At 46.1% G+C, this 23,676-nt stretch carries 17 protein-coding genes; 2 read left to right on the top strand and 15 right to left on the bottom strand.

The annotated features are described in order from the left end of the window. Positions 1-2: 2 nt before the first annotated feature. Both BN6539_RS11170 and BN6539_RS22925 read right to left on the bottom strand, forming a co-directional pair. Positions 3-4,772, bottom strand: a complete 4,770-nt coding sequence (locus BN6539_RS11170) for a nucleotidyl transferase family protein (RefSeq protein ID WP_067538375.1) — start codon at positions 4,770-4,772, stop codon at positions 3-5. Positions 4,773-4,775: 3 nt separating this feature from the next. Further along, positions 4,776-6,857 carry a sigma-54 interaction domain-containing protein gene (locus tag BN6539_RS22925; protein WP_067538373.1) on the bottom strand — a complete coding sequence of 694 codons (2,082 nt, stop codon included), beginning with the start codon at positions 6,855-6,857 and terminating at the stop codon, positions 4,776-4,778. A gap of 288 nt (positions 6,858-7,145) precedes the next feature. On the opposite strand from BN6539_RS22925, the gene BN6539_RS11160 reads away from it, so the two are divergent. Then, entirely contained in the window at positions 7,146-8,687 is a 1,542-nt protein-coding gene (locus BN6539_RS11160) for a Na+/H+ antiporter NhaC family protein (RefSeq protein WP_067538372.1), read from the top strand. A gap of 99 nt (positions 8,688-8,786) precedes the next feature. Here BN6539_RS11160 and BN6539_RS11155 read toward each other — a convergent pair whose 3' ends face one another. The 7 genes from BN6539_RS11155 to BN6539_RS11125 all read right to left on the bottom strand — a co-directional run bounded on the left by BN6539_RS11155 (position 8,787) and on the right by BN6539_RS11125 (position 15,101). Then, positions 8,787-9,872, bottom strand: a complete 1,086-nt coding sequence (locus BN6539_RS11155; RefSeq protein WP_067538370.1) for an Mbeg1-like protein — start codon at positions 9,870-9,872, stop codon at positions 8,787-8,789. A 197-nt stretch (positions 9,873-10,069) separates the two neighbouring features. Further along, on the bottom strand, positions 10,070-10,861 hold the full coding sequence (locus BN6539_RS11150; RefSeq protein WP_067538369.1) for a class I SAM-dependent methyltransferase: 792 nt from the start codon (positions 10,859-10,861) through the stop codon (positions 10,070-10,072). Between the two features lie 151 nt (positions 10,862-11,012). Further along, positions 11,013-11,681, bottom strand: coding sequence for a phosphate signaling complex protein PhoU (phoU, locus tag BN6539_RS11145; protein ID WP_067538368.1), 669 nt, complete (start codon positions 11,679-11,681; stop codon positions 11,013-11,015). Continuing rightward, positions 11,681-12,430 (bottom strand): phosphate ABC transporter ATP-binding protein PstB, encoded by a 750-nt coding sequence (gene pstB / locus BN6539_RS11140; protein WP_067538366.1) that lies wholly within the window; start codon positions 12,428-12,430, stop codon positions 11,681-11,683. Before pstB ends, phoU begins: the two co-directional genes overlap by 1 nt. A gap of 12 nt (positions 12,431-12,442) precedes the next feature. Then, complete coding sequence (gene pstA, locus BN6539_RS11135; protein ID WP_067538364.1) at positions 12,443-13,276, bottom strand: phosphate ABC transporter permease PstA; 834 nt, start codon at positions 13,274-13,276, stop codon at positions 12,443-12,445. Continuing rightward, entirely contained in the window at positions 13,273-14,217 is a 945-nt protein-coding gene (gene pstC, locus BN6539_RS11130) for a phosphate ABC transporter permease subunit PstC (protein WP_330385080.1), read from the bottom strand. Before pstC ends, pstA begins: the two co-directional genes overlap by 4 nt. Beyond that, positions 14,217-15,101 carry a substrate-binding domain-containing protein gene (locus BN6539_RS11125; RefSeq protein WP_067538363.1) on the bottom strand — a complete coding sequence of 295 codons (885 nt, stop codon included), beginning with the start codon at positions 15,099-15,101 and terminating at the stop codon, positions 14,217-14,219. The genes pstC and BN6539_RS11125 overlap by 1 nt, the downstream gene beginning before the upstream one ends. A 255-nt stretch (positions 15,102-15,356) precedes the next feature. On the opposite strand from BN6539_RS11125, the gene BN6539_RS11120 reads away from it, so the two are divergent. Further along, entirely contained in the window at positions 15,357-16,859 is a 1,503-nt protein-coding gene (locus tag BN6539_RS11120; protein WP_067538362.1) for a Na+/H+ antiporter NhaC family protein, read from the top strand. Between the two features lie 60 nt (positions 16,860-16,919). Here the strand turns inward: BN6539_RS11120 and BN6539_RS22350 are convergent, their stop codons facing one another. The 6 genes from BN6539_RS22350 to nifJ all read right to left on the bottom strand — a co-directional run bounded on the left by BN6539_RS22350 (position 16,920) and on the right by nifJ (position 23,323). Next, positions 16,920-17,087, bottom strand: coding sequence for a hypothetical protein (locus BN6539_RS22350; RefSeq protein WP_156524178.1), 168 nt, complete (start codon positions 17,085-17,087; stop codon positions 16,920-16,922). 11 nt (positions 17,088-17,098) lie between these two features. Then, the gene (locus BN6539_RS11115; RefSeq protein ID WP_330385079.1) at positions 17,099-17,599 is read right to left on the bottom strand and encodes an O-acetyl-ADP-ribose deacetylase; all 501 of its coding nucleotides are present in this window, start codon (positions 17,597-17,599) and stop codon (positions 17,099-17,101) included. Between the two features lie 18 nt (positions 17,600-17,617). Next, the gene (locus BN6539_RS11110) at positions 17,618-18,103 is read right to left on the bottom strand and encodes a hypothetical protein (protein WP_067538359.1); all 486 of its coding nucleotides are present in this window, start codon (positions 18,101-18,103) and stop codon (positions 17,618-17,620) included. Further along, positions 18,100-18,804: a gamma-glutamyl-gamma-aminobutyrate hydrolase family protein gene (locus BN6539_RS11105; protein ID WP_082907478.1), complete on the bottom strand. Its 705-nt coding sequence runs from the start codon at positions 18,802-18,804 to the stop codon at positions 18,100-18,102. The genes BN6539_RS11110 and BN6539_RS11105 overlap by 4 nt, the downstream gene beginning before the upstream one ends. Next, positions 18,786-19,436, bottom strand: coding sequence for a hypothetical protein (locus tag BN6539_RS11100; RefSeq protein ID WP_067538355.1), 651 nt, complete (start codon positions 19,434-19,436; stop codon positions 18,786-18,788). Before BN6539_RS11100 ends, BN6539_RS11105 begins: the two co-directional genes overlap by 19 nt. Before the next feature lie 356 nt (positions 19,437-19,792). Further along, the gene (nifJ, locus tag BN6539_RS11095; protein WP_067538351.1) at positions 19,793-23,323 is read right to left on the bottom strand and encodes a pyruvate:ferredoxin (flavodoxin) oxidoreductase; all 3,531 of its coding nucleotides are present in this window, start codon (positions 23,321-23,323) and stop codon (positions 19,793-19,795) included. Between the last annotated feature and the right edge of the window lie 353 nt (positions 23,324-23,676).

Here is a 23,676-nt window from a genome sequence, read left to right as displayed (position 1 = left end):
CTCTAACGTTTATATCTCAGTCTGATTAGTTTCTCAATGTCATTTTCTACATAGACCGACGGAGCCAGATTTTCATCGTAACTGATGCCTTCGCCTACGTCAGGTCTTCTCGGATAAGTGATGACTTCCCCCAGCCTCTTCAGCGTCAGCTTCTTCTCAAAAGTAGACTGGTATTCTTTTTCCAGTACTTTCAGAATTTCTCTCGCGTTTTCCAGGCAGACTCTGGAATATTCGAAGACTGCATCAGCGTCTCCATTCAGGATAAAGACGGGAGTCGTATAGGGCAGAAGCAAATTCATAGATACGTCCGCGTCCTTGTCGATACTGTCGCCGCCGATAAACGGATAACAATCTCTCTCGTTGAGCCATACTTTTAGGGTTGGCAGGAAGTACGCGCTTTCCACACTCCTGTTTCTCACCGTCATTAAATCCCTGGCATTGCCGGTCAAAACGCCGACGATGATTTCTTTCACCTCCACATCATTTTGTTTGAGAATCGGGTCCAGAATATTCATGCGATGTCCCTTGTGCAGCAGATCGTCAATAAGAATGATCGGCCGATCAAAGGATTTTATCGTTCTGGCCTGATTGTCGAGAACAGCGTGATGCTTTGCCTCTGCGATGGTAAAGTGTTTGAGATCACTTGAAAAATATTTTTCTGTATGCAGCGCTTTGGTCACTGTATTGGGCACCACCACATCGGCTAAAGCCTTGCCGAAAGGCACCGACATATACGGTCCCCTCTTGCTGCTGACGGTCTCTGCCGACACCTGATTTAGCGCTGCCACCTTGTTGATAATCTTGTGATGTATGGCGCCGGTATTAAAGGAAAGAACAAGCTGTCCATGGTAAATCGCAGTCAGTGTCCGCAGCAGCCTGCTGTGAGCCTCGTCGATGACCTTCAAAACCTCCGGATTCTTGTTGAGCGGATTTTTTATTACCGTCTCCACATCGCGGAAGATGACAATCGGCGACTTCATGTCCACGGCGTAAATCGGCTGTTCGCTGCCTGGATCTGCAATATTGACAAATCCCTGCTTGCGCAGAACGTCCACGATTCTCTGGTTCATGCCCGCTTTATCCACAGGATGATAGACTACATAAGCAAAGTCCCTCGCCAGCAGTTCCGTAAGGATCTCCGTCAGTACGATTTGACTGACGTTGGATATTGTACGATTTTTCCCTGAAAAGAAGGCACCGATCACCGCGATGCTGCCGGCAGCCTGCTCTCTGACATGGGCCGCAATGGACGGATCTGCAAATTCTTCCAGCAGTTGGCTGGTTTCCACTCTGTGGGCGGCAGCAAAGGCCGCCATCTTCTTGTTTCGCACGCCGCTTTCAATGTAGATGGTGCGGACGCCAGGCCGATCCAGATACGCAGACAGGCGGTCCATATGATACCCTCTGTGTACCAGTTCTTCTTTGATCGGCGCAAGACAGGCCGCGCTTCTTTCTTCATAGGTGCTGATCCGAATCTCTTTTGCCTGCAAAATATGCTTGTAAGCCGGTTCTCTCAAATACAAGTTCCTATCATAGATATAATTCTGCGCCACGATGTCGATCAGATTGGAGATGTCCCGATTGAGATCGATGTTTTCTCTGATCCGCGTCGAGCTGATATCTTCATAATATTTTTTCAAGGTCAGATTGATCACTTCACCCGTAATGGGATATCGTTTTTCCTCGCCCCGGCTTTTCCCCTGCTCGTTGGACTCGCGGGCAAAGGCGATATGGTTCAAAGAATGAATGGAGTCCTTCACAGGCGCTGCCTTGTAACACGATGCGTTTTTAATGACGTCAGTACCCACTGCGATGTAAAGCTCTTTTCCGGCAAAGGTTTCTTTCAGGCGCTTGATGTCCGCCGGATTGGCGATGTTGACTGGAATGTCCTCTGGAAAGATAAAGATATTGTCTTCATCAGCGATAGACATGGTCATAATCTTCCGGCGCTGCAGCCTCGGCTGGGTGTTTTTTGACCATGAAAATTCATCCAAGGCGAGATAGACTTCAAAGCCCATATTCCTGATCGTAGTCGCTACGGCCTTGTGTCCAAGGCTGAAGGGATCAAAGGTTCCCGGGAAGAAAGCGGCCTTTCTCACTGGAGGGAATTCAAAAGCTCCCACTTCAGCCTGGTACTGGGAAATATAACGATAAATATGATTCAGCACTGCGGCATCGTTGTAGAAATCCAGTTCCCCCTCTTTCTTCTCATAGAGCAGTGACATAATCTTCTTATAGCAATGTTTAAAGATTTCCGTTTTTTCTGCCAGGTTCAGCACCTTCCCGCCGAAGATACGAATGCCTAAGGTCCAGAAGGCTTCCTGAGAGCAGACATCGTTATAGCCTGCAAATGCCTTGATAATTAAATTCAGCAGCCGAAACCTGCGTTTCTCACGAATATCTGTCGGCTCCATAAATTTTCCTTTATAGATGCTGTAGTTCTCCACCATGACGCCCAAAGTATTTATCACAGAGGAAGCCGCTTTTTCGTTGCCAGTCTCCAGAATCTTCTGCAGTTCGTCGATGGATTCATCCAGCTCCTTCGGCGGCAGATAGAGCATGATGATGCCCAGGTAATCGGGAATGTACTTTGAAAACTGATAGTCTCCAATTTCAAGCCCGTTGAACAGTTCCACCGTCAGTTCATTTCTCTGCTCCAGCGGCATCTTGCCGATGATGGACAAAAGTCCCGCGCCCGCCGCTTTTCTCACGGTAATGGTTTCGCTGACCTTTACTAAATTAGCCAGATGGGTTGCCACATGGAGGGTTCGGCCTCTATCGCCTGCCTGTTCAACATGCTTGAGCATGAAAGAAATGTTCGCCACTTTTTGAATCCACGGCGTGCCAGTTTTCAAATCGTCCAGAAACATGGCTGCCAAGTTTTCATCAAAGGCTTCGCCGTCCTCTGGGATATTCATGACCTTTCTGATCTCTCTCTCATACTGGTCGTCCCCATATCCGTCAAAATAATGACGGCTGGCTTTCAGCACTGCAATATCCACACTTTTGCTGTAAGCGCCGAAAGATTCTTTTAAAAACAGTTTCAGCTGCTCCGTAAAGGCGGCAGTGCAGAGTTCCCGCTCTATGGCCAGCCCTGCATCCAGCAGCACCATGACGGTGCCCTCATCATAAACTTTCATGGCGTAGAACTTCTGCAGTATATCAAAGTAATTGTGTCTGCAGGAGACCTTGCAATGGCTCAGCAGCGCCTTTGAAAAGCTGTCCAATGTGTTGGAAATCCATTTTTTATGTTGGTCTGTCAACTTATGATCCGGAAAAATAATGGCATGCAGGTATTTTTCCCAAAGTGACAAATTGTTTACCAGTCTGTCCGGCAGGGTGATATCGGTCGGTACTTCCTTCTTATACTCTTCGCTGAAGCCTGCAATCATTCTGCCCATGATTTCCGCCGCCTGACTTCTGATATCACTCTCTTTATGTGCCAACAGCTCATAGAGAAATTTCAGCGTCAGCAGCTTCTGCTTTTCCGTCATATAGGTTGAATACTCGCCAAAGATGCTGACATAAGTGCGCAGGTTTTTCCATTGCCGCTCGCTTCTTGCCGCTTCGATGAGGTTGCCGAATTCACTTTCTACGTGAAAGCGGCTCATAAGACGGATATTGTGATCGATGGCGCTGAACTTCAGCTGATTTACCAAATCCTGTCCGTTTAATAAAGCGATCTGCCGTTTTGTCTCCTGTGGCTTCTCGTCCATAGGTTCTCTAAAATCAGCTGGCAGCTGGGTCACGACGCCCCTCTCCATCATGTAGTTCTCGAAATCCTTCAGTTTGTCGTAGACCTTTTGATATCTGAGCCGCTTGGTTTCGTCCACATCGTCCAGTTTGCCTAAGATTACATCAAAGGCCTCGTCCAGGCTGTAGAAGCGAACAACTTCTTCACCTCGATCATTTCGGCTGCTCTTGACTCTGAAGTCCGCGTAAATCAAAAGCAATGACTCCACAGACAGATTCTCCAGTTCCAAGTCCCAGGTGGAATGGTTCGCTGCGATGTGGCCGATAGTAGGCATTTCGAAGCGGTTATAGCATAGATCCGTATAGTAGTAATGCAGGTAGGGAATTCGTTTTTCTTCACTTTTTCTGCATCCATACTTTCCGATATCGTGGCCTGCCGCCGCGCCAGAAACGAGTCCCAAATCGACAGGAACCTGGGTACGGGCTAGCTGCCGTCCTGCAAACATGGCAACATAATGGACGCCGCCGATATGGCCTAAGGTGTTAAAGGGGGTAATATCCACACCGATACGCATAAATTCGTAGACATATTTATTATGTATCAGCTTGCGCAGCTTGTTGTACTCCGGAGTATAACCCTGCGCTTCAATCTCGTGGTCGGAAAGCAGACGCATTTCCTTTGTAGGATCAAAAGGCAGAACTTTGCTTTCGCAGGCATAGACGGCACGAAGAATTTGCAGCAGATAAATCCTGCCCTGCCTGTATTCTGCTGCGCCTTCTGGTTCACCCATTTCTGGAAATAGCTGGCTGAGTACATATCTGTAGCAGTGGGCTAACCAACCCTGCTCTGGTACAGGCTGCAGCTCGTCAATATAATGTTCGCAAGCTTCTAATACCATTTTGGCCGGAAAGCGCCCCTGCTCGTCAGTACTTTCTGCCAGCTCCTCCGCCATATCAATCCACCGCGCCTCCAAGAGGCAACTCTCCATTTCTTTTCTTTTCATGTTCAGTTCTTTTAAAAAAGTCTTATCTAGGAAAGCGGTCTTTATTTCATTGTAAATTCGTAAATGGTTCTTCATATCTTATAACCCGTGTTTCAATTTCTTTCTGGCGAAAGTGGTCTGTGGAAGTCCCAGCAGATCCGCCGCCTTTCTGGTGGTGCCCTCTTTCTTCAGCGCATATTCGATAATCTGCTTCTCCTGCTGCTCCATCAGCTGATGAAAGTCCATATGCTCGCTTCTGTTAAAGGTTTTCTTTACACTGACGATCATATCGCCGTAGGCGTTTTCGTTCAGAATATCGTCCACTATTTCACCCGAGATGATTATATCCTTGCAGCTGATGACCAGCCGATGGATGACGTTCTCCAGTTCCCTGACGTTCCCCGGCCAATAATAATCGTAGAGGGCGCTGAGAGCCTCCGGCGAAAGCTCTCTTTCTATTTTATACTTTTTTGTCCAGTTTGAAACAAAGCTCTGTGCAAGACAGAGGATGTCGTCCTTGCGATCACGCAGAGGCGGCACGTCAATCTTGCAGATATTCAGTCTGTAGTACAGATCCTCTCTGAACTTCCCTTTATCTACCAAGTCCTTCAGGGGAACGTTGTTTGCTACGATGACCCTGACATTGACAGAAATCTGCCGGGTTCCTCCTACACGGTAAAATTGACTTTCCTGCAAAACCCGCAGCAGCTTTGACTGCATATTCATGGACAGAGTGCCAATCTCATCGAGAAAGAGGATTCCGTTGTTGGCCATTTCAAAGTAACCCGGCTTTCCGCTGGCCTGGGCCCCCGTAAAAGCACCGGCTTCATACCCGAAGAATTCTGATTCTGCCAGACTCTCGGCAATGGTTGCGCAGTTAATCTTGATGCAGGGATTGCCGTGACGCTCGCTGTTCTGGTGAATCAAGGAAAGCACTTTTTCCTTTCCGACGCCGGTTTCCCCCTGAATGATGACATTGCAGTCATATTTGGCTATGTTCATGACCTCGTCTATCATGCTTTTGGTCACCTGGCTCTGATAAACAAAATCGTCTTCTTTGCCAGCGCTTGTAATCATAATGCTTTTGGCCCGATTGCGGGTCAGCTTATTTTTTCTCTTTTTACTCTCATAGAGACGGTTGATTTCATCCAGCTTCATCTGAATGTTTTTGACGACCCTGATCGTGAAGTCGGGATAGTCTTTGATGTACTGATCAAAGGCATACATGGTCATAATCTTGCCCATGGACTCCGCTACAATCTGCGCCTCCGCATAGTGATTTTCCACCGCCGTGAAGTAGAGGTCGCCGAAAGGCTTTACCATCATGACGGCCAAAGTCTCTGCACCGAAGATATCCTCCGCGATGATAACCTGATCCGCCTCTCCGACCAAAGGGTTTTTGCCTATCATGGATTGAAAGGATTTAATCGGCTCCGTCAAATCCACAAAATAGGTCTCTTTAATCAAAGGGTACATGACCGTCTCAATTTCTTCCTGCGTCAAGCTTTCTTTGGCGTATTTGTCCATGACCGCAATAACGTTGTACATAGGGCCGATGGCTTCTCTCACAGCCGCTGAGTACATCATGGTAGTATAGACGTTGCGTCCGATGATGACGATGTTCTTGTTCTGATGTTCGATGGCAATATTGTAAGCGCCAAAGAGGGTCCCCGCTTCATCGATAGCCGCAAGGGTGTAATCCGGACGCAGTCCCTTCTCCAGCTTATAGACAGGTGAGGCCTCAAAGAGTATGGCATAACCCTGGCAGGTAATCTGGCCATAGTTATAGTCGATTTCCTGTATGCTTTCAATATGAAGAGGCAGACAGCTCAAGGAAGTGATGCAGTAAATGCGGTCTCCCACTCTCAAATCGTTTTCTGAGACCAAATCTTCGGCCTCTTCTTCGATCGTTCCAATCAAAACACCGCCTGTGCCAGTAAACGGGTTGTGCAATTTCCCCCGCTTCTCCACCAGGTCCATTATTTTAGCTTTAATTTTGTCTTCGTCAAAACCGCAGCTGCTGACAATCTGCTGGAAATTATCCCATTCCAGATGAATGCGCTCTAAATTGATTCTTGCCTCCTTTGAATGGAGATTTCGATCGTTATTTATCTTCCAGGCTGTGGCTGGCGTCAACCCTTTCGGTTCCAACACACGGTCCAGGCCGTAATTCTTATCCATGTTTATCACTCCTAAGACTTTTTTACTATCTTCCGTACTCTTCTAATGCTATTCCAATTGTAATCAAAAGTCAACTCATTTGACCCATTTTTGGTATTATTTTAACGGTAAAATACCACATATGGGTCATACTTACCATAAGGAAAAAGTATTACCCGACAGTAACCCCAATATTTCCCCCTTTTTCGATTGTTAAATATTTTTCAATCTTGGCATAGTACTTGCTCTATTATTATACGGATTTTTTTCCACATTCATCATTAATTAAGTAAAAAAGGAGAAAAGAGAATGAAATTCTTAAAAGCCACAGTCAAGTTCGTGCCGGTTGTCATACTAGCAGGCTTGATGATCGCAGGGCAGGATGCACTTCTTGCAGCACCTATCGCAGCTGTTGCGGCAGTCATCATTGCCAAAGTCACAGAAGGACTTAATTTCAAGGACTGTATTGACGCAGCGACAAAAAGCGTCAGTAACATCACAGTTGCTCTATTTATCTTAATGTTCGCATACGCTATGGCCAGTGCGTTCATGTCCACCGGTGTAGGCGCATCCGTAGTAAATATCGCGCTGTCACTGGGTATCTCAGCGAAGACCACCGCAGTCGTCGGTCTCGTCGTCACCGCAATTTTATCCGTAGCAACTGGTACTTCATGGGGTACGTTCGCTGCATGTGCGCCGATTTTCTTATGGCTGGTGCATATCGTAGACCCAAACTGCATCGATACAGGCAGCTTACTTCTGACAACCTGCGCTATCGCAGGAGGCGCATGCTTTGGAGACAACATCGGACTGATCTCCGATACGACCATCGTATCCTCTGGTATTCAAGGTGTCGAGGTGGTAGACAGAATCAGGAGCCAGGGCGTCTGGTCCGTCATGTGTCTTGTTTTGGCAGCCATCGCCTTCTTCGTAGCTGGCATTGTAATGGGACTGCCTGGTGAATCCGTTGCCGCATCCGGTGTAATGGATTCCGTTCCGCAGAGTGCAATGGACTATCTGGCTCAAGAAAAGCCAGAAGCCATCGACCTGCTCAATCAGGTACAGAACGGTGTCGCTCTCTACATGATTATTCCTCTGATTTTGGTTATCGGACTGGCAATCAGCGGTGTAAACACCTTTGCCTGCATCGGTTCCGGTATCGTTTCCGCTTACGTCTTAGGTTTATTCGCAGGTACGACTTCTCTGTACCCAATCCTCAGTAGTGCAGAAGATGTTACTACTGGCCTTCAGGGTTATCTGAACATGTGTATGGCAGGCTTTGCAGACGCAGGCTCCTGGGTCGTCGTCATGATGATGTGGGTTGCAGCGTTCGGCGGCATCATGGGCAAGATGAAAGCATTTGAACCGCTTTCAAACTTCATCGTGAAAATCTCCCACAACGTCAGACAGCTGATGACCTGCAACGGAATCCTCTGTCTGGCTGGCAACGCGATTCTTTCTGACGAAATGGCTCAGATCGTAACAGTCGGACCGATTATCAAAGAAATTACCGCAGAGAATGTGGAAGCGGAAACGGAAGAAGATATGTACAAGCTGAAATTGAGAAATGCAACTTTCGGAGACGCCATGGGCGTATTCGGTTCCCAGCTGATTCCTTGGCACGTATATCTTGGATTCTACGTCGGTATCGCCATTAACGTATACCCACTGTACGAATTCGCTAACACCGATTTCATCAAATTCAATTTTATGGCAATGATTGCCGTATTATCCATGTTAATTCTGACATTTACTGGCGCTGACAGGCTGATTCCGCTGTTCGGACTGCCTAAAGAACCAAAGGTAAGATTGAAGAAGAAGACAAGCGGAGAAGCAGAAGACATTGCATAAACTGCATGTAACTTTCTGTCGATAAACTTCTGCAACACAAAAGGGCGGCATGCTGCATCGTGGTTTACACCAATGCAGCATGCCGCCCTTTTATTAAGGTCATTTTTCTTTGTTATCCAGCATCAAGGTGAGCGATTTCTTTGCCGATGCCTTTAGGATAGAAAGTCCTTCCAGCATGACGGCTCTTGTCTGTTCGTCAATGGAAACCAAGGTCTTTAAAATCGTCACCGCATTCCTTCCCTTCCAGAGTTCCCGCAGAGTTTTGGCGTCGCAATTGCTGAACAAGGCAAAAACACCGTTGATAAAGGCCTCTCTTTTTTCGCGGCTCATACTGCCCAGCCACTCTTTTAGAGTAGAATCGATAAACTGGCTGCTGCCAGTGGTCTTTGAATCCTTCACAAAGCCTCCGCCTTCGATTTCCCAAGAATAGAGATCGTGCTGAAAGATACCGATGCTCTTGCTGTGTACGATCGTAAATTCCTCTTCATGTTCCAAGAGCATTCCCACTACCGACGATTGGGGCAAGTAAGTGCGCGTCCGCATGCTGATTCTCTTAACGCCAGGATAGTGAATATTCTTCTCGTTAAATCCGGGGCCGTCAAAATTACGGACCTCCAAAATTCTTCGCTGAATCGCTTCTGTACAAAAGGCTGCCGAATAAACCGCCAGGTTGCCGCCCTTGGAATGTCCGCAAAGGCGGATCAGTATCTCCTCCATTTGCTCCGAGGCATTCTTTACGTATTCTGCAGCATCCTGCTGTGCTGGTACATTGTCGGCAAACCCCATGTTAAAGTCCTCTTTCCAGCCGATAATCGTGCTGTCGGTTCCCCTGAACACGATAACCATAGATTCATCTGGAAGCAGCACCGTTACAGCAGAAAACTGCTCCTGTTCGTCATCATCAAAAATATCCACATGACCCAGCAGTTTTAAATTTTGAAATCGTATACAGCGCTGCAGCGTTGTTAAAAGCGCGGCGTCCTCCTTGGCAGCAAGATTCTGTTTGATAACCTCCTCCGCCATATCAGCAAGACATATCGCTGTCTCAAAAAAAGAAGCCGGCACGATTCCCCTCATTTTGATGTAAGCCACTCTGCAGAGTACTAGATAGTCCACATCGCAGAGCGGTATCTTCTCAAGGGGCAAATCGCCGCGCCACTTGAGATAGTCCATGATATTCGTCATTGATAACTCCTAAACTGAAAAAGATAAACTAAAGGTTATCGGCTTAGTATATTAACAGCTTGCCAATATAGCGTGTCAGACGTATAGATGAATTTACAGCATTAAACTTCTCCTGCTAAGGATAAGTTTTACGCCAAAACCGCTTTTGTCAATAATGCAAATTAAAGCAGACAGCAATAGAGAAACCTAGTAATCTGTTATTGTTTTTCAGCCATCAGCAGATAGGAAAGCGGAAAGCCCTTTTTGTCATATACATCCGATAAGCCAACATCATAATCATACTCATTAAATTTCATAATACACAGCCCAGCGTTGCTGATCGCGTTAATAATAGTCGACAGAGTATGAGAAAAGCTAGTAAAGGTTTTTGAAGCATAATGTTCGGACATATAGCCCATACCCTCATTCTCAATCCACGGCTCTTTCTTAAAATAAGAATAGGCAGTCTGATTTAGGCGCTGTTCATCAAATTCAGGCTCACCGGGCATGGGCAGCATATTCATAACTGGATGGAAATCATGCAGGAACAGGATGCCGCCCGACCTCAGGCAACAGGAAACCTTTTGAAAAAGGGCGTTTAAATCACTGAACCAAGCGATGGCACCGATTGTAAACAGTACAAAATCAAAAGAATTATCATAACACTCGGGAATATCCAGTATATTGCATGAGACGAATTTGCTGTTCTGGATGCCCGCCTTTTCTGCGGTATCGGCAGCTTGAGCAATAATGTTTTTGGCTATATCAAACCCAACCCCACTTTTTGCACCAAGGCACATAAGTGAAAGCAATTCACGACCATTGTTGCAGCAAAATTGTGTAATGTCTTTGCCGCTGAAATCAATTTGCTTGAGTTCTTCTGCCATATCGGGACAGAAAAAGGGGAGTTTTTCATTCAGCAGCTTCTGGTAGTTTGTTTCTCCCCAACCGGGATGCCGATGATCAAACGCTTCTTCCCAAGCTTCTTTATTCTCGTTAAAGTAGTTCATTATTATTACACCTCCCCAAATTCTCATTTGTCACTGTCTAAAAGTTATTATTAGGTTGCATCTATCAGTTAGTTCATTATACTGTATATCCATGGTCTTTTCAACGTATGCCAGAAAAATAAGCACCCTGCTTTCTGCAGAGTGCCTACTATCACAATTCCATTCTATTCCTCAGCTCTTCGCTCAAATGTTCACCCGTAATGGAAAACTCCACCCACTCAGCGATGTTGACCGCATGATCCCCAATTCGCTCCAGATATTTGGCTATCATCAAAAGGTCGAGGCTGAACTCAGCACTGGCTCCCCCGTCCCTGATCAAGTTGATGATATCCTTCTTTACTTCGTCAAAATGGTCATCAACTACGTCGTCATCCTTCATCACTTTATGGGCCAGCTTCAAGTCTTTGTCAACAAAGGATTTGATGGACTCCGTCACCATCTGTGCGGCAGCCTGCGCCATATGTTTTAGATGGGTGTGATTTTTCGCATCTTCCCCTTCGATATAGCCAGCAATTTCGGCAATATCAGACGCCTGATCTCCAATTCGCTCCATATCAGAAATCATCTTCAGGGCAGAAGAAATGGTGCGCAGATCTTTTGCCACTGGCTGTTGCTGCAGCAGCAATTTCAGGCACATGGATTCAATTTCCCTTTCCTTTTCGTCGATTTCACTGTCCGTATCGGTGACCAGGTTCAGCAGTTCGTCGTTGTCATCCAGCAGTCCTTTGATTACATTGGAAATTGCAAGCTCGCATAAGCTTCCCATTTTTATCAGTTCCACGTTGAGCAGCGCAAGCTGCTCGTCAAATCTATTTCTCATCAGCCAAACCTCCCTGTAATATATTCTTCCGTTTTCTTGTTAGATGGAACAGAAAAGAGCTTTTCCGTCTTATCATACTCGATGACTTCGCCTAATAGAAAAAATGCAGTATTATCTGAAACACGAAGGGCTTGCTGCATGTTGTGTGTTACCATGATAATCGTATAGCGGTCTTTCAGTTCCAAGGCCAGGTCTTCAATCTTTGCAGTCGAAATCGGATCTAAGGCGCTGGTCGGTTCATCCATCAAAAGTACCTCAGGATTTACCGCCAAAGCCCTCGCGATACAAAGTCTCTGCTGCTGTCCTCCAGAGAGGCCGAGAGCGCTCTTTTTCAACCTGTCTTTCAGTTCATCCCAGATTGCGGCATTTTTCAGAGAACGTTCCACAATTTCGTCCAATTCCGCTTTATTCCTGACGCCATGAGTCCTCGGTCCATATGCAACGTTGTCATAAACACTCATCGGAAAGGGATTTGGTTTTTGGAAAACCATGCCAACCCTTTTTCTCAGATTGTTGACATCCATTTCTCCATAGATGTCTTCTCCATCCAGGCGCACATCTCCTTCTATTCTGCAGCCCTCCACCAGATCATTCATCCTGTTCAATGTCTTAAGAAGCGTCGATTTGCCGCATCCGGATGGCCCGATAAAAGCGGTCACCTCATTGGCCGGTAAATGTAAGTTGACGTTCTTGAGTCCTTGAAAGTCTCCGTAATATAAGTTCAATTGATTTATTGTAAATTTGTCCATTTAAATTCCCTTCTATCTTTTCGTCACCTTTCTCGCTATCAAACCTGAGATTGCGTTAATGATGATAACCACGATCAGCAGGACGACAGCCGTCGCATAAGCCTGATTGGTATAGAGACCCTCCGAGAGGAGTGCGTACATGTGCACTGAAAGGGTTCTGCCCGAGGAGAAGAGACCCGATGCGACACCTGTAACCGTACCTGCTGTATATATCAAAGCTGCTGTCTCACCGACAATTCTGCCTACTCCCAGTATCACTCCTGCGAGAATACCAGGAACGGCTGACGGCAGAACAATTCGGAAGACAGTTCTCAGCTTGCCCGCCCCTAATCCGAAGCTGCCTTCTCTAAAAGAATCCGGCACAGCTTTCAAAGCTTCTTCTGTCGTTCTCATAATCAGAGGCAATATCATGATTGCCAGTGTCAGTGTGCCCGCCATAATAGAATAACTCCATTTGAGAGCCACGACAAACATCAAGTAACCAAAAAGTCCATATACGATGGAAGGAATTCCTGAAAGGGTTTCTGTTGTAAGTCTGATCAGGTTGACCAGTTTATTTCCCCTTTTGGCGTATTCCACCAGATAAATGGCTGAAAAAATGCCAAAAGGTACCGCAATAAGCAGTGCCACGACCGTCACTGACAGCGTATTGATGATGGCGGGCATCATAGATACATTATCAGTCGTATACTTCCACGCAAACATCGATAAGTTTAAGTTCGGTATCCCTTTCACCAAAATATAGCCGACAACTGCAATCAGCACAAAAACTGTAATAGCCGCGGCAAGGTCTACGATGATTCTTAAAAAGAGAGACAAGGGCTGCCCTCTGTAACGTTTTATCATTGCTTTTCCCTCCTGTTATTGATAATAGAAAACAGCAGGTTGATAATCAGGATAAAGATAAACAGAACCACTGCTGTTGCAATCAGCGCCTCTCGATGCATCCCCGAAGCATAACCCATCTCCAAAACAATATTGGTCGTCATGGTTCTGGCTCCACTGAGAATGCTTTCTGGTATGATCGCCTGGTTACCGATAATCATGGATACCGCTAAAGTTTCACCGATGGCTCTGCCAACACCTAAAATGACGGCAGCCATAATTCCTGATTTCGCCGCCGGCAGAATCGTAAAGAAAATACTTCTCTCGTGGGTTGCGCCCAAAGCTAAAGATCCTTCGTAATAACTCTCCGGTACGGCTCTGATGGAGCTTTCTGACACACTGATAATGGTCGGCAGAATCATGATTCCCAGCATGATGGATGCGGTAAGAATCCCTTTGCCCGTTCCGCCAAAGAGGTCCTGCATCAGTGGTACGATTACTACCAGGCCAAAGAAACCATAAACAATGGACGGAATCCCGGCCAGCAGATCTACTGCCGGTTTCATCACCTTATACAGTTTTGGCGGGCAGAACTTTGCCATATAGGTCGCGCAGAGAATGCCGATTGGAACACCGATAACGATAGCGCCTGCAGTTACATAGATACTGCCGATAATCATCGGCAAAATGCCATATGTATCGTTAAGCGGTTTCCATACTGTGCCAGTAAGAAATTCAACGACACCGATTTTTCCAATGGCTGGAACTCCGTTGCCAAACATAAAAACGCAGATCAAAATGACTGCTATAATTGAAGCACATGCAGCCAGTAAAAATACCAGCTGCATTGCTTTTTCTTGGAGACCTAACCCCATCTTCTTTGAAGATGGATGATAGGTCCCATACTGAAATTCCCCGGCTTTAGCCTGCTTGGAATTTTTCTGTTTCAAACTTCTATTCATTATTTTACTTCTGACCACTTGGTGATCTCTCCAGTGTAAATTTTCAGTACAGAATCTGATGTGATTTCATCGAGGGTATTGTTCAAATTTACGATGACTGCGATTCCGTCAAGTGCGATTGCCTTTGCATCGACACCTGCTGCCGTTTCTTCGTCTGTCAGGGCTCTTGATGCCATTCCGATATCGCTAACCCCTTTTGTTGCATCGGTCACACCTGTCGTGGAGTCGGACTGCTGTACGCTGACTTTTACGTCCTTGTTGATCTTCTGATATTCTTCAGCCAGTTTTTCCATCAATGGAGTAACTGAGGATGAACCGCTGATCTTTACTTCGCCTTTCACAGCTTTACCTTTAAAGGCGCCTGTGTTTTCCTGGCTGACATAACCTTCTTCTTCAACAATTGCCTGGCCTTCTTCACTCATGATATAGTTAACGAAGTCTTTTGTCGCTTCACTGGCGTCTTTTTTTGTCACGATATTGAATGGTCTTGATACTTTGTAATCGCCGCTCTTAACATTGTCCAGTGTCGCCTCTACGCCATCCACCTTCAAAGCCTTTACAGTGTCATTTAATGATCCCAGTGAAATGTAACCGATTGCGTCATCGTCTCCGGCGATGGTCTGCATCATAACCGATGTACTGTTTGTAACCTCTGCGGAATCAATTGTGTGGTCCATCTTTTCTCCGTTTTCGTCTTTCTGCTCAATTCCGAAAAGTTCGATGAATGCGCCTCTTGTTCCAGATCCTTCTTCTCTTGAAGTTACGTGGATATCCTTGTCGCCTGCATCGGTTCCTTCGCCATCATCGTTGCCGCATGCGGTGAATAAACTTCCCATCAGTACCATTACTAAACATACCGCCAAAATCTTCTTTAACTTTTTCATTTCTTTCTTCTCCTTTTGATATATTTTAATTATTAGTTTTTCTTGATTGCAAGAATACTATACCGAATCAATGTAAAGAGTGTAATCATGATTTTGTTAAAGATATGTAAAGTGAGGCGGTTTTTTCCTTTCCATTTAAAATGTAGTTCTTAAAGCTTAGTCCGATTTTGCATGATTAAACTTTTGTACAATTAATTTTTCTGTTCAAGCCGCATAGGATATCAAGATGACATTTACTTCAAGAAAGGGGATATAATGAAAATCTTAAAAGCTACTGTAAAATTTTTACCAGTCGTCCTGTTAGCCGGTTTGATGATTTCGGGGCAGGATGCTTTGATAGCGGCGCCGCTTTCCGTTATCGTAGCGGTGATTGTCGCTAACCTGACAGAAAAGCTCACCTTTAAAGACTGTCTCGACGCATCCATCAAAAGTGTGAGCAATATCATCGTCGCACTTTTTATTCTGATGTTTGCCTATGCCATGGCAAGCGCCTTTATGAAAACAGGGGTTGGCGCCTCTGTGGTCAACATCGCACTGTCACTGGGAGTGACCGCTAGAACGACAGCCGTCACCGGTCTAATGGTAACAGCGGTTTTATCCGTTGCAACGGGCACATCTTGGGGAACCTTTGCCGCTTGCTCGCCAATCTTTCTCTGGCTGGTACACATCGTGGACCCAAATTGCATCGAAAGCGGAAGTCTGCTTTTGACAACCTGCGCTATCGCTGGAGGCGCTTGCTTCGGCGACAATATCGGACTCATTTCAGATACTACTATTGTTTCATCTGGCATTCAAGGGGTTCAGGTTATCGACCGTGTTCGCTCACAGGGCGTATGGTCTGTGATGTGTCTCACGCTGGCTGCAATTACAACTTTTATCGCCGCCATTGTCATGGGACTGCCGACAGGGAAAGTGGAAGCCTCTGGCGTCATGGCCTCCGTACCGCAGAGTGCACTGGATTACCTGGCGCAGGAACGGCCAGAGGCCATTGACCTGTTAAATCAAGTAGAAAACGGAGTATCCTGGTACATGATTATTCCGCTGATTCTAGTTATCGTGTTGGCGGTAGTTGGAATCAATACCTTCGCCTGCATTGGCACCGGCATTCTTTCTTCTTACATATTGGGAGGCTTTGCCGGAACGACTGCTTTCACAGGCAGCGGTCTGCAGGACTACTTAAATATGTGTATGGACGGTTTCGCTGATGCCGGTTCCTGGGTGATCGTCATGATGATGTGGGTAGCGGCCTTCGGCGGCATTATGGGCAGAATGCACGCTTTCGACCCGCTTTCTAATCTAATCGTGAAAATCTCACACAATGTAAGGCAGCTGATGTTCTGCAATGGCGTGCTCTCCCTTGCCGGGAATGCCATACTAGCCGACGAAATGGCGCAAATCGTAACCGTGGGGCCGATTATTAAAGAAATCGCAGAAGAGAATATCGAGGCCAGCGAAGAGGATATGTACAAAATTAAGCTGAGAAATGCTACCTTTGGAGACGCCATGGGGGTATTTGGCTCTCAGTTGATTCCATGGCACGTATACTTGTTCTTCTACGCTGGTATTGCAGTCAACGTATATCCGCTGTTTCAATTTGCCAACACAGATTTTATCAGATACAATTTCATGGCGATGTTCGCCGTAGCCACACTGCTGATACTGACAATTACAGGTCTTGATAAATATATTCCGCTGTTCAAGCTGCCAAGTGAACCGGACGTTACTTTGAAAAAGAACGCCAAATCCGACGCAGCATAAAAAAGAGGCTGACCGCCGATGGTATGCACCATGGCAGTCAGCCTCTTTATTTCTCATTCTTTATTCGTCTCTGCGGTGCTCCTGATTGCGTTCCTCCCTTGCATGGTAGATTTTCTTGCTTCGCCTGATATGAAGTACTGACAAGTAAACGATAAGTGCGATAATGGCCCCCAGATATACAAAACCTAAAATATTGTACTCTGCTGGCGTTCCGTCCACATAATTCATAGCAACCTCCTTCAAAGCAACTCCAGATAGAGTTGTTCTGTTCCTGCATCAAAGGAAACGAGTATCACATCTTCTATAACGCTTTCCTGATGTTCTGCAAAGTATTCTTTCATCGCTTCCACAGCCGTTTTGGCCGCCTTCTCCTTGGGATAACCATAAATGCCCGTACTGATAGCTGGAAAAGCGATGCTCCGGCAGCCGTTTGCCTCCCCGACCTCTAGTGACCTGCGGTAGCAACTCTTCAGCAGCTCTTCTTCTCCGTGATTTCCCCCATGCCAAACCGGACCTACCGTGTGAATCACAAACTTTGCAGGCAGATGATACCCTTTGGTAATCTTCGCATCACCGGTAGCACAGCCCTGCAAAGTCCGACATTCAGCAAGAAGTTCCCTGCCCGCCGCCCTGTGAATGGCTCCGTCTACGCCACCGCCGCCCAGCAAAGAGCTGTTGGCTGCGTTAACAATGGCATCAACTTTCAGCAGTGTTATATCGCCAGTGTAAATTTGAATCAAATCTATCACTTCCTTTCCTCAATCCCATTCTACGCTGTAATGGATGTCCACATCGTCATTCACTCTGTGAGCACCGCTATTCCAGTGTGGTCGCTCATTGACTATCATTTCTTTGCTGATCGACACATAGATAGTTTTACCATCTATTTCACGACTCCAGTCAGCATTAAAAAACCGCTTTCCTTTTCCGAAATAAAATGCAATTTTATTAAATCCATGATAAGTATAGGCGCCTTCTTTTTCGCCTAGGTACCCATCTTCTACGATGATTTCATCCCCCTCTTTCAGACAGATGAGGGAAAACCAGGTTCCACCTATATCCGTCAGTGAGACTAGTTCCACCTCCCGCTCTTCTTCTGCCCGTACCTGCTCCAAAACAGCTGCTTCCGCTTCTTTTTTGCTGATCGATTCTGTCTTTTCCAACGCCTTGTGCTCATCCGTGCTGCATGCCGTCATAGCGACCGCCAATGCTAAGATAAGAACTGCTGTCAAAACTCTTCTCATTTTTCTCCTTCTAGTGTCAAAAACCACTGCAGCAGTTTTTTCGCATCCGTTCTTTGATTTTCATTTCCGTAGAGAAACATCTTCTCCGGGTGCCACTGTAAGCCCAGAATAGAATGCTGCTCACAGGCGATGGCCTCTACCACACTGTCTTCTCCATCATTCCAGATGGATACGACCTGTAGATTCTCTCCGATTCGTCCAATGCCCTGATGATGGCGGGTGTTCACTTCTGAGGTTTCACCATATAAAGCCTCCATAAAGGTTGCCGGCAAATGCAAAACGTCGTGATATTGTTCGGGCGTAGCTGCCTTATGGCTGGCACTGCAAGGCAAATCTTGTATCAAAGTTCCGCCAAAATACACATTGATAAACTGCATACCTCTGCAGATGCCCAAGATGGGCTTGCCTTTTTTCACCGCGCTGTCCATGAGCGCCCACTGGGCAGCGTCTAATGCATCATTGATGTCGTTAGAGCATTGATCCTCGCTGCCCCAGAGCTTTGGGTTCATATCCTGTCCGCTGCCTGGCAGAATCAAGGCATCTGCCAGATCCAAGTCCTGCAGATTTAAAGAGATAAAAGGTTCTTGCCCCAGTTCCTCAAAAGCCTTACAGTAGTCTTTGTAGTCATCATCTGCCGTAACAAGCCCGGCAATCATCGGTTTCTTCATGGTCAAAACTCCCTTTAAATTATCGTATGGCATATTCGCAGCCCTTCGAAAAGTTTATATTTTTCATCTGTCAGTCTCATATCAAAACTGCGCTCACGGGAACAAATCGTCATCCACACCTTTCCTTGGCAGTCTTCAAAAGCAGCGTCTTCGAAATCATAACCGCCAAAAGAGATGGGGTAGGAAAAAACATCTTGCTCCAAAGGACTCATCAGTTCGTCGCTGACTCTAAAATAGCACAGATCAAATATGCCTGGAAAGGTGGCCAGAGAGCCGATGGAAATCAACTTTTTTACAATGCCAAAGGCTGTAAGATTCTCTACGACTTGGTCCTTTTCCTCATATTTCAAACGCCTGTATTCCTCTATCATCCGAATCCGTTCTTTCGTTGATTCCGTCATTTGCTTCAAAACAGCACTTTTACTGCGCAGACCAGTTTCGTGCCGCAGCTCACAGTCATCCATCCTGTCTATCTTTGCCGCGCTATCCTTTAAATATTGCCGCTCTCTTGCTATGGCGCTGTCAATCAAAGTATCCAGGTCAGGAATTTCTTCCTTATGTGTTCGCGCTAAAATCATGTACTTGCTGTTGTTCAAACAGAAATCTATCAATTTTTTGGCAGCATCCCCTCTGATACTGTCAGTGGCATTTGCAATATGAATCATGTTATCCTCCTGTCACTCATCCCTACCCCATATTATACAAATCTGCAGATTGATATAATCATTAAACCTGGGAATCATTTTACCATGTGCATTCCTCTCAATTGAGAATCGTAGCACATGATTCAGTGAACACTACCCTGCGGCAACGTTTTAAATATGTTTCTATTTTACCATAGGGTATCGTGATTCGTTACAAATTTAAGAATTTTTAAGAATTATACTAGAGTACAATTTCCTGCTCGCAAGGGGAATCCCCTCTGCACACCTCTTTTTGTTTAATAGGAAATCGATATTTCCTATTGAACAAAAAGACGGACCCTTACGGGTCCGCCTAAACTTCAGTGAATCAGCTTGCTTTATTTTTCAAAGCTTTCTTTCTGAGCAAGAAGACGTGCATATCTCTCTTTTGCCATTTCTTCACCCTTTACGAACAGTTCTTCTGCTCTTTCAGGGAATTTCAGCTTCAGGGAGTTGTAACGAACTTCGCCCATGATGAAGTCTCTGTAGCTTTCTGTCGGTTCCTTGCTGTCGATGGAAAGCGGATTCTTGCCTTCTTCAGCCAGAACCGGATTGTATCTCAACAGGTTCCAATATCCAGAGTTAACAGCGTTCTTCATCTCTTCCATAGTCTTGCTCATGCCGATCTTGATACCGTGGTTGATACAAGGAGCGTAAGCGATGATCAGGGATGGTCCGTCATAGCTTTCCGCCTCGCGGAGCGCTTTGATTGTCTGGTCTGCACTGGCGCCCATAGCGATCTGTGCTACATAGACGTAGCCGTATGCCATAGCGATCTGTGCCAGATCTTTTTTCTTAACTGCCTTACCGGAAGCTGCAAATTTTGCAACTGCGCCGATTGGAGTTGATTTTGATGACTGTCCGCCAGTGTTGGAGTAAACTTCTGTATCGAATACCATGACATTTACGTTCTCGCCGGAAGCCAGTACGTGGTCTAATCCACCGTAACCGATGTCATAAGCCCATCCGTCACCACCAAAGATCCATACGGATGGTTTTGGCAGCAGGTCTTTATTTTCAACGACGTATTTAGCGTCTTCGTTAGAATCAGCAATCTTTTCGCATGCTTCTACCAATGCTTTTCCAGCATCTTCTGCGCCTTTTGCGTCGTTCATGGAAGCAATCCACTCTTCAGCAGGAGCGCCGACAGCAGCTTTCACTCTCTCAACAGCAGACTTCAGCTCGTTACGACGTGCCTGCATGGAGATAGCCATACCAAATCCAAACTCAGCATTGTCTTCGAACAGGGAGTTGGCCCATGCCGGTCCTCTTCCTTCTTTGTTCACTGTGTAAGGTGTGCTTGGCGCACTGCATCCCCAGATGGAGGAGCATCCAGTTGCGTTTGCAATGAACATTCTGTCTCCGAACATCTGTGTGATCAGTTTTGCATATGGAGATTCTCCACATCCCGGGCAAGCTCCAGAGAACTCGAGCAGCGGCTGCTTGAACTGAGAACCCTTGACGGAATCTTCCTTGAACGGAACCGGTTTCTCGTCAACGTTAGCAAATAAGTAGTCGTACTTCTTCTGTTCTTCCTTGACGATTGCGTCATCAGCTGCAACCAGCTCCAGAGCCTTTGTCTTGGATGGGCAAACCTGTACGCAGGAGCCGCATCCAGTACAGTCCAGAGCGGAAATTCCAAGGGTAAACAATTTATCCTCTACGCCTTTGCCCTTCATTGCTAATACATCGCCGTTCAGAGCTTCAGCTTCTTTTTCTTCCATGACGAAAGGTCTGATTACGCCGTGCGGACATACGAAGGAGCACCAGTTACACTGGATACAGTTCTCTTTTGTCCACTTCGGAACGTCTGTTGCAATACCTCTCTTTTCAAATGCAGCTGTACCTGCTGGAACTAAACCAGTTGCAGTTACAGTGAACTTGGATACAGGTACGTCGTCGCCAGTCAATGTATTTGTCGGAATCAGTACGTCGTTCAAGTAAGAAGTATGTAAGTCGTCGCGTCCTACCATCTTTGCACGAGGTGCATCGTCCGGTGCATCAGCCCATGCTGCAGGAACTTCTACCTTATGTACGTTGTTGACACCAGCATCAACACCGGCGCAGTTCATCTTGACTACATTTTCGCCCTTCTTGCCGTATGTCTTTTCGATGGCTTCCTTCATGTACTTGACCGCATCGTCGATAGGAATGATGTCAGCCAGTTTGAAGAATGCAGCCTGAAGAATGGTATTTGTTCTTCTGGCGCCTAACCCGATTTCTTTTGCCAGGGATACAGCATCACAAGTGTAGAACTGGATGTTGTTCTTAGCGATGTATCTCTTTACCTTTGCAGGTAAGTGCTTATCTAATTCGTCGTCGCTCCATACGCAGTTCAGCAGGAAGAATCCGCCTGGTTTTACGTCCTGAACCATGTCGTACTGCTGCAGGTATGCGGAGTTATGGCAGGCGACAAAGTCTGCCTGTTTTACGTAGTAAGTTGATTTGATCGGCTTATCTCCAAATCTCAGGTGGGAAATGGTAACGCCGCCTGACTTCTTGGAGTCATACTGGAAGTAAGCCTGTACCTTCTTGTCGGTGTAGTCACCGATGATCTTGACACTGTTCTTGTTAGCGCCTACTGTACCGTCAGCACCCAGTCCCCAGAACTTACATGCTTTTGTTCCTTCAGGAGCAACATCTGGATTCTCTTTGACTGGCAGTGATAGGTTTGTTACGTCGTCTGTAATGGAGATGGTGAATTCCTTCTTTGGGTTCTCACTCCACAGATTTTCATATACAGCGAGAACGTCTCCCGGCTGTGTATCCTTAGAACCTAATCCGTAACGACCGCCTACGATCAAAGCATCTTCGAACTTGGTTCCTCTCAGTGCGGAAATCACGTCTAAGTACAGAGGTTCACCGACGCCGCCCGGCTCTTTTGTTCTGTCGAGAACAGCAATCTTCTTAACGGATTCAGGCAGCACGCCCAGCAGATATTTAGCAGAGAAAGGTCTGTAAAGGTGAACTTCTATGATACCGACCTTCTTGCCCTGTGCGAGCAGGTGATCTACTACTTCTTCTGCTGCTTCACAGACAGAACCCATAGCTACGATAATTTCTGTCGCATCTGGAGCGCCATAGTAATTGAACGGCTTATAATCTGTGCCGATCTTTGCGTTTACTTTATCCATGTATTCTGCAACGATGTCTGCTGTTTCCAGGTAAGCTGTGTTACATGCTTCTCTGTGCTGGAAGAAGGTTTCCGGCTGTTCTGCAGCACCCATGCTGTGCGGATGTACTGGGTTTAAAGCTCTCTCTCTGAATGCTTTGACAGCATCCCAGTCGACCATTTCTTTTAATTCATCATAATCCCATGTTTCAATCTTCTGGTTCTCATGTGATGTTCTGAAACCGTCAAAGAAGTGAAGCATCGGAAGTTTGCCTGCAATCGTGGCAAGGTGTGCGACTGCGCCCAGGTCCATAACCTGCTGTACACTGTTGGATGCCAGCATTGTAAAACCTGTCTGGCGGCAGCTCATTACGTCTGAGTGGTCGCCAAAGATGGACAATGCGTGGGAAGCCAGTGCTCTTGCCGAAACATGGAATACGGCAGGAGTCTGTTCGCCTGCTAATTTATACATGTTCGGAATCATCAAAAGAAGACCCTGTGAAGCTGTGAATGTCGATGTGTAAGAACCAGCTGCGATGGAACCGTGAAGGGCGCCTGCTGCTCCTCCTTCAGACTGCATTTCTACAATTTTTACATTTTCACCAAAGATATTCTTCCTGTCCTGGGAAACCCATTCATCCATGCTTTCTGCCATAGGCGAAGATGGCGTAATCGGATAAATTGCTGCAACTTCTGTAAATGCGTATGATACATGTGCTGCGGCGGTGTTTCCATCCATTGTTTTTAGTTTTCTCATCTTGATAACTCTCTCCTTCTCTACTGCCGAGAAACCTCTCTGCAGATAGTTATATTTAGGTGCGGACCTTTCTGCTTGTTAAGCTTCCAGGGCACAAATAACAGAAATAATCTCATCTTTTCGACTACCTCTGCAATCGTATCTTGGTTAGTATTCATAGCGAATACATTCTCTGTCATATAGCAGGTTTTCAAAAAGATTATTCTGTATACAACATCATTTCTATATTACTCCCACATGTATTTAAAGTCAACCATAAAATGCTTCTATCGCTTGCAAATTCAAAGTTTTTTTTGATGTACATTTCGTCCCCAAAATTCAAAATTGCCTTTTTTCAACACTTTTCGACTGTC

It is taken from the genome of Emergencia timonensis (genome assembly GCF_900086585.1).
Classification (GTDB): domain Bacteria; phylum Bacillota; class Clostridia; order Peptostreptococcales; family Anaerovoracaceae; genus Senimuribacter; species Senimuribacter timonensis.
Note: the sequence above shows the minus strand (reverse complement) of the source record. Positions and strands in the feature narration are given on the sequence as shown.

Coding starts and splice junctions, on each gene's coding strand:
- BN6539_RS11170 (WP_067538375.1), bottom strand. CDS start 4,772: ATGAAGAACCATTTACGAATTTACAATGAAATAAAGACCGCTTTCCTA.
- BN6539_RS22925 (WP_067538373.1), bottom strand. CDS start 6,857: ATGGATAAGAATTACGGCCTGGACCGTGTGTTGGAACCGAAAGGGTTG.
- BN6539_RS11160 (WP_067538372.1), top strand. CDS start 7,146: ATGAAATTCTTAAAAGCCACAGTCAAGTTCGTGCCGGTTGTCATACTA.
- BN6539_RS11155 (WP_067538370.1), bottom strand. CDS start 9,872: ATGACGAATATCATGGACTATCTCAAGTGGCGCGGCGATTTGCCCCTT.
- BN6539_RS11150 (WP_067538369.1), bottom strand. CDS start 10,861: ATGAACTACTTTAACGAGAATAAAGAAGCTTGGGAAGAAGCGTTTGAT.
- phoU (WP_067538368.1), bottom strand. CDS start 11,681: ATGAGAAATAGATTTGACGAGCAGCTTGCGCTGCTCAACGTGGAACTG.
- pstB (WP_067538366.1), bottom strand. CDS start 12,430: ATGGACAAATTTACAATAAATCAATTGAACTTATATTACGGAGACTTT.
- pstA (WP_067538364.1), bottom strand. CDS start 13,276: ATGATAAAACGTTACAGAGGGCAGCCCTTGTCTCTCTTTTTAAGAATC.
- pstC (WP_330385080.1), bottom strand. CDS start 14,217: ATGAATAGAAGTTTGAAACAGAAAAATTCCAAGCAGGCTAAAGCCGGG.
- BN6539_RS11125 (WP_067538363.1), bottom strand. CDS start 15,101: ATGAAAAAGTTAAAGAAGATTTTGGCGGTATGTTTAGTAATGGTACTG.
- BN6539_RS11120 (WP_067538362.1), top strand. CDS start 15,357: ATGAAAATCTTAAAAGCTACTGTAAAATTTTTACCAGTCGTCCTGTTA.
- BN6539_RS22350 (WP_156524178.1), bottom strand. CDS start 17,087: ATGAATTATGTGGACGGAACGCCAGCAGAGTACAATATTTTAGGTTTT.
- BN6539_RS11110 (WP_067538359.1), bottom strand. CDS start 18,103: ATGAGAAGAGTTTTGACAGCAGTTCTTATCTTAGCATTGGCGGTCGCT.
- BN6539_RS11105 (WP_082907478.1), bottom strand. CDS start 18,804: ATGCCATACGATAATTTAAAGGGAGTTTTGACCATGAAGAAACCGATG.
- BN6539_RS11100 (WP_067538355.1), bottom strand. CDS start 19,436: ATGATTCATATTGCAAATGCCACTGACAGTATCAGAGGGGATGCTGCC.
- nifJ (WP_067538351.1), bottom strand. CDS start 23,323: ATGAGAAAACTAAAAACAATGGATGGAAACACCGCCGCAGCACATGTA.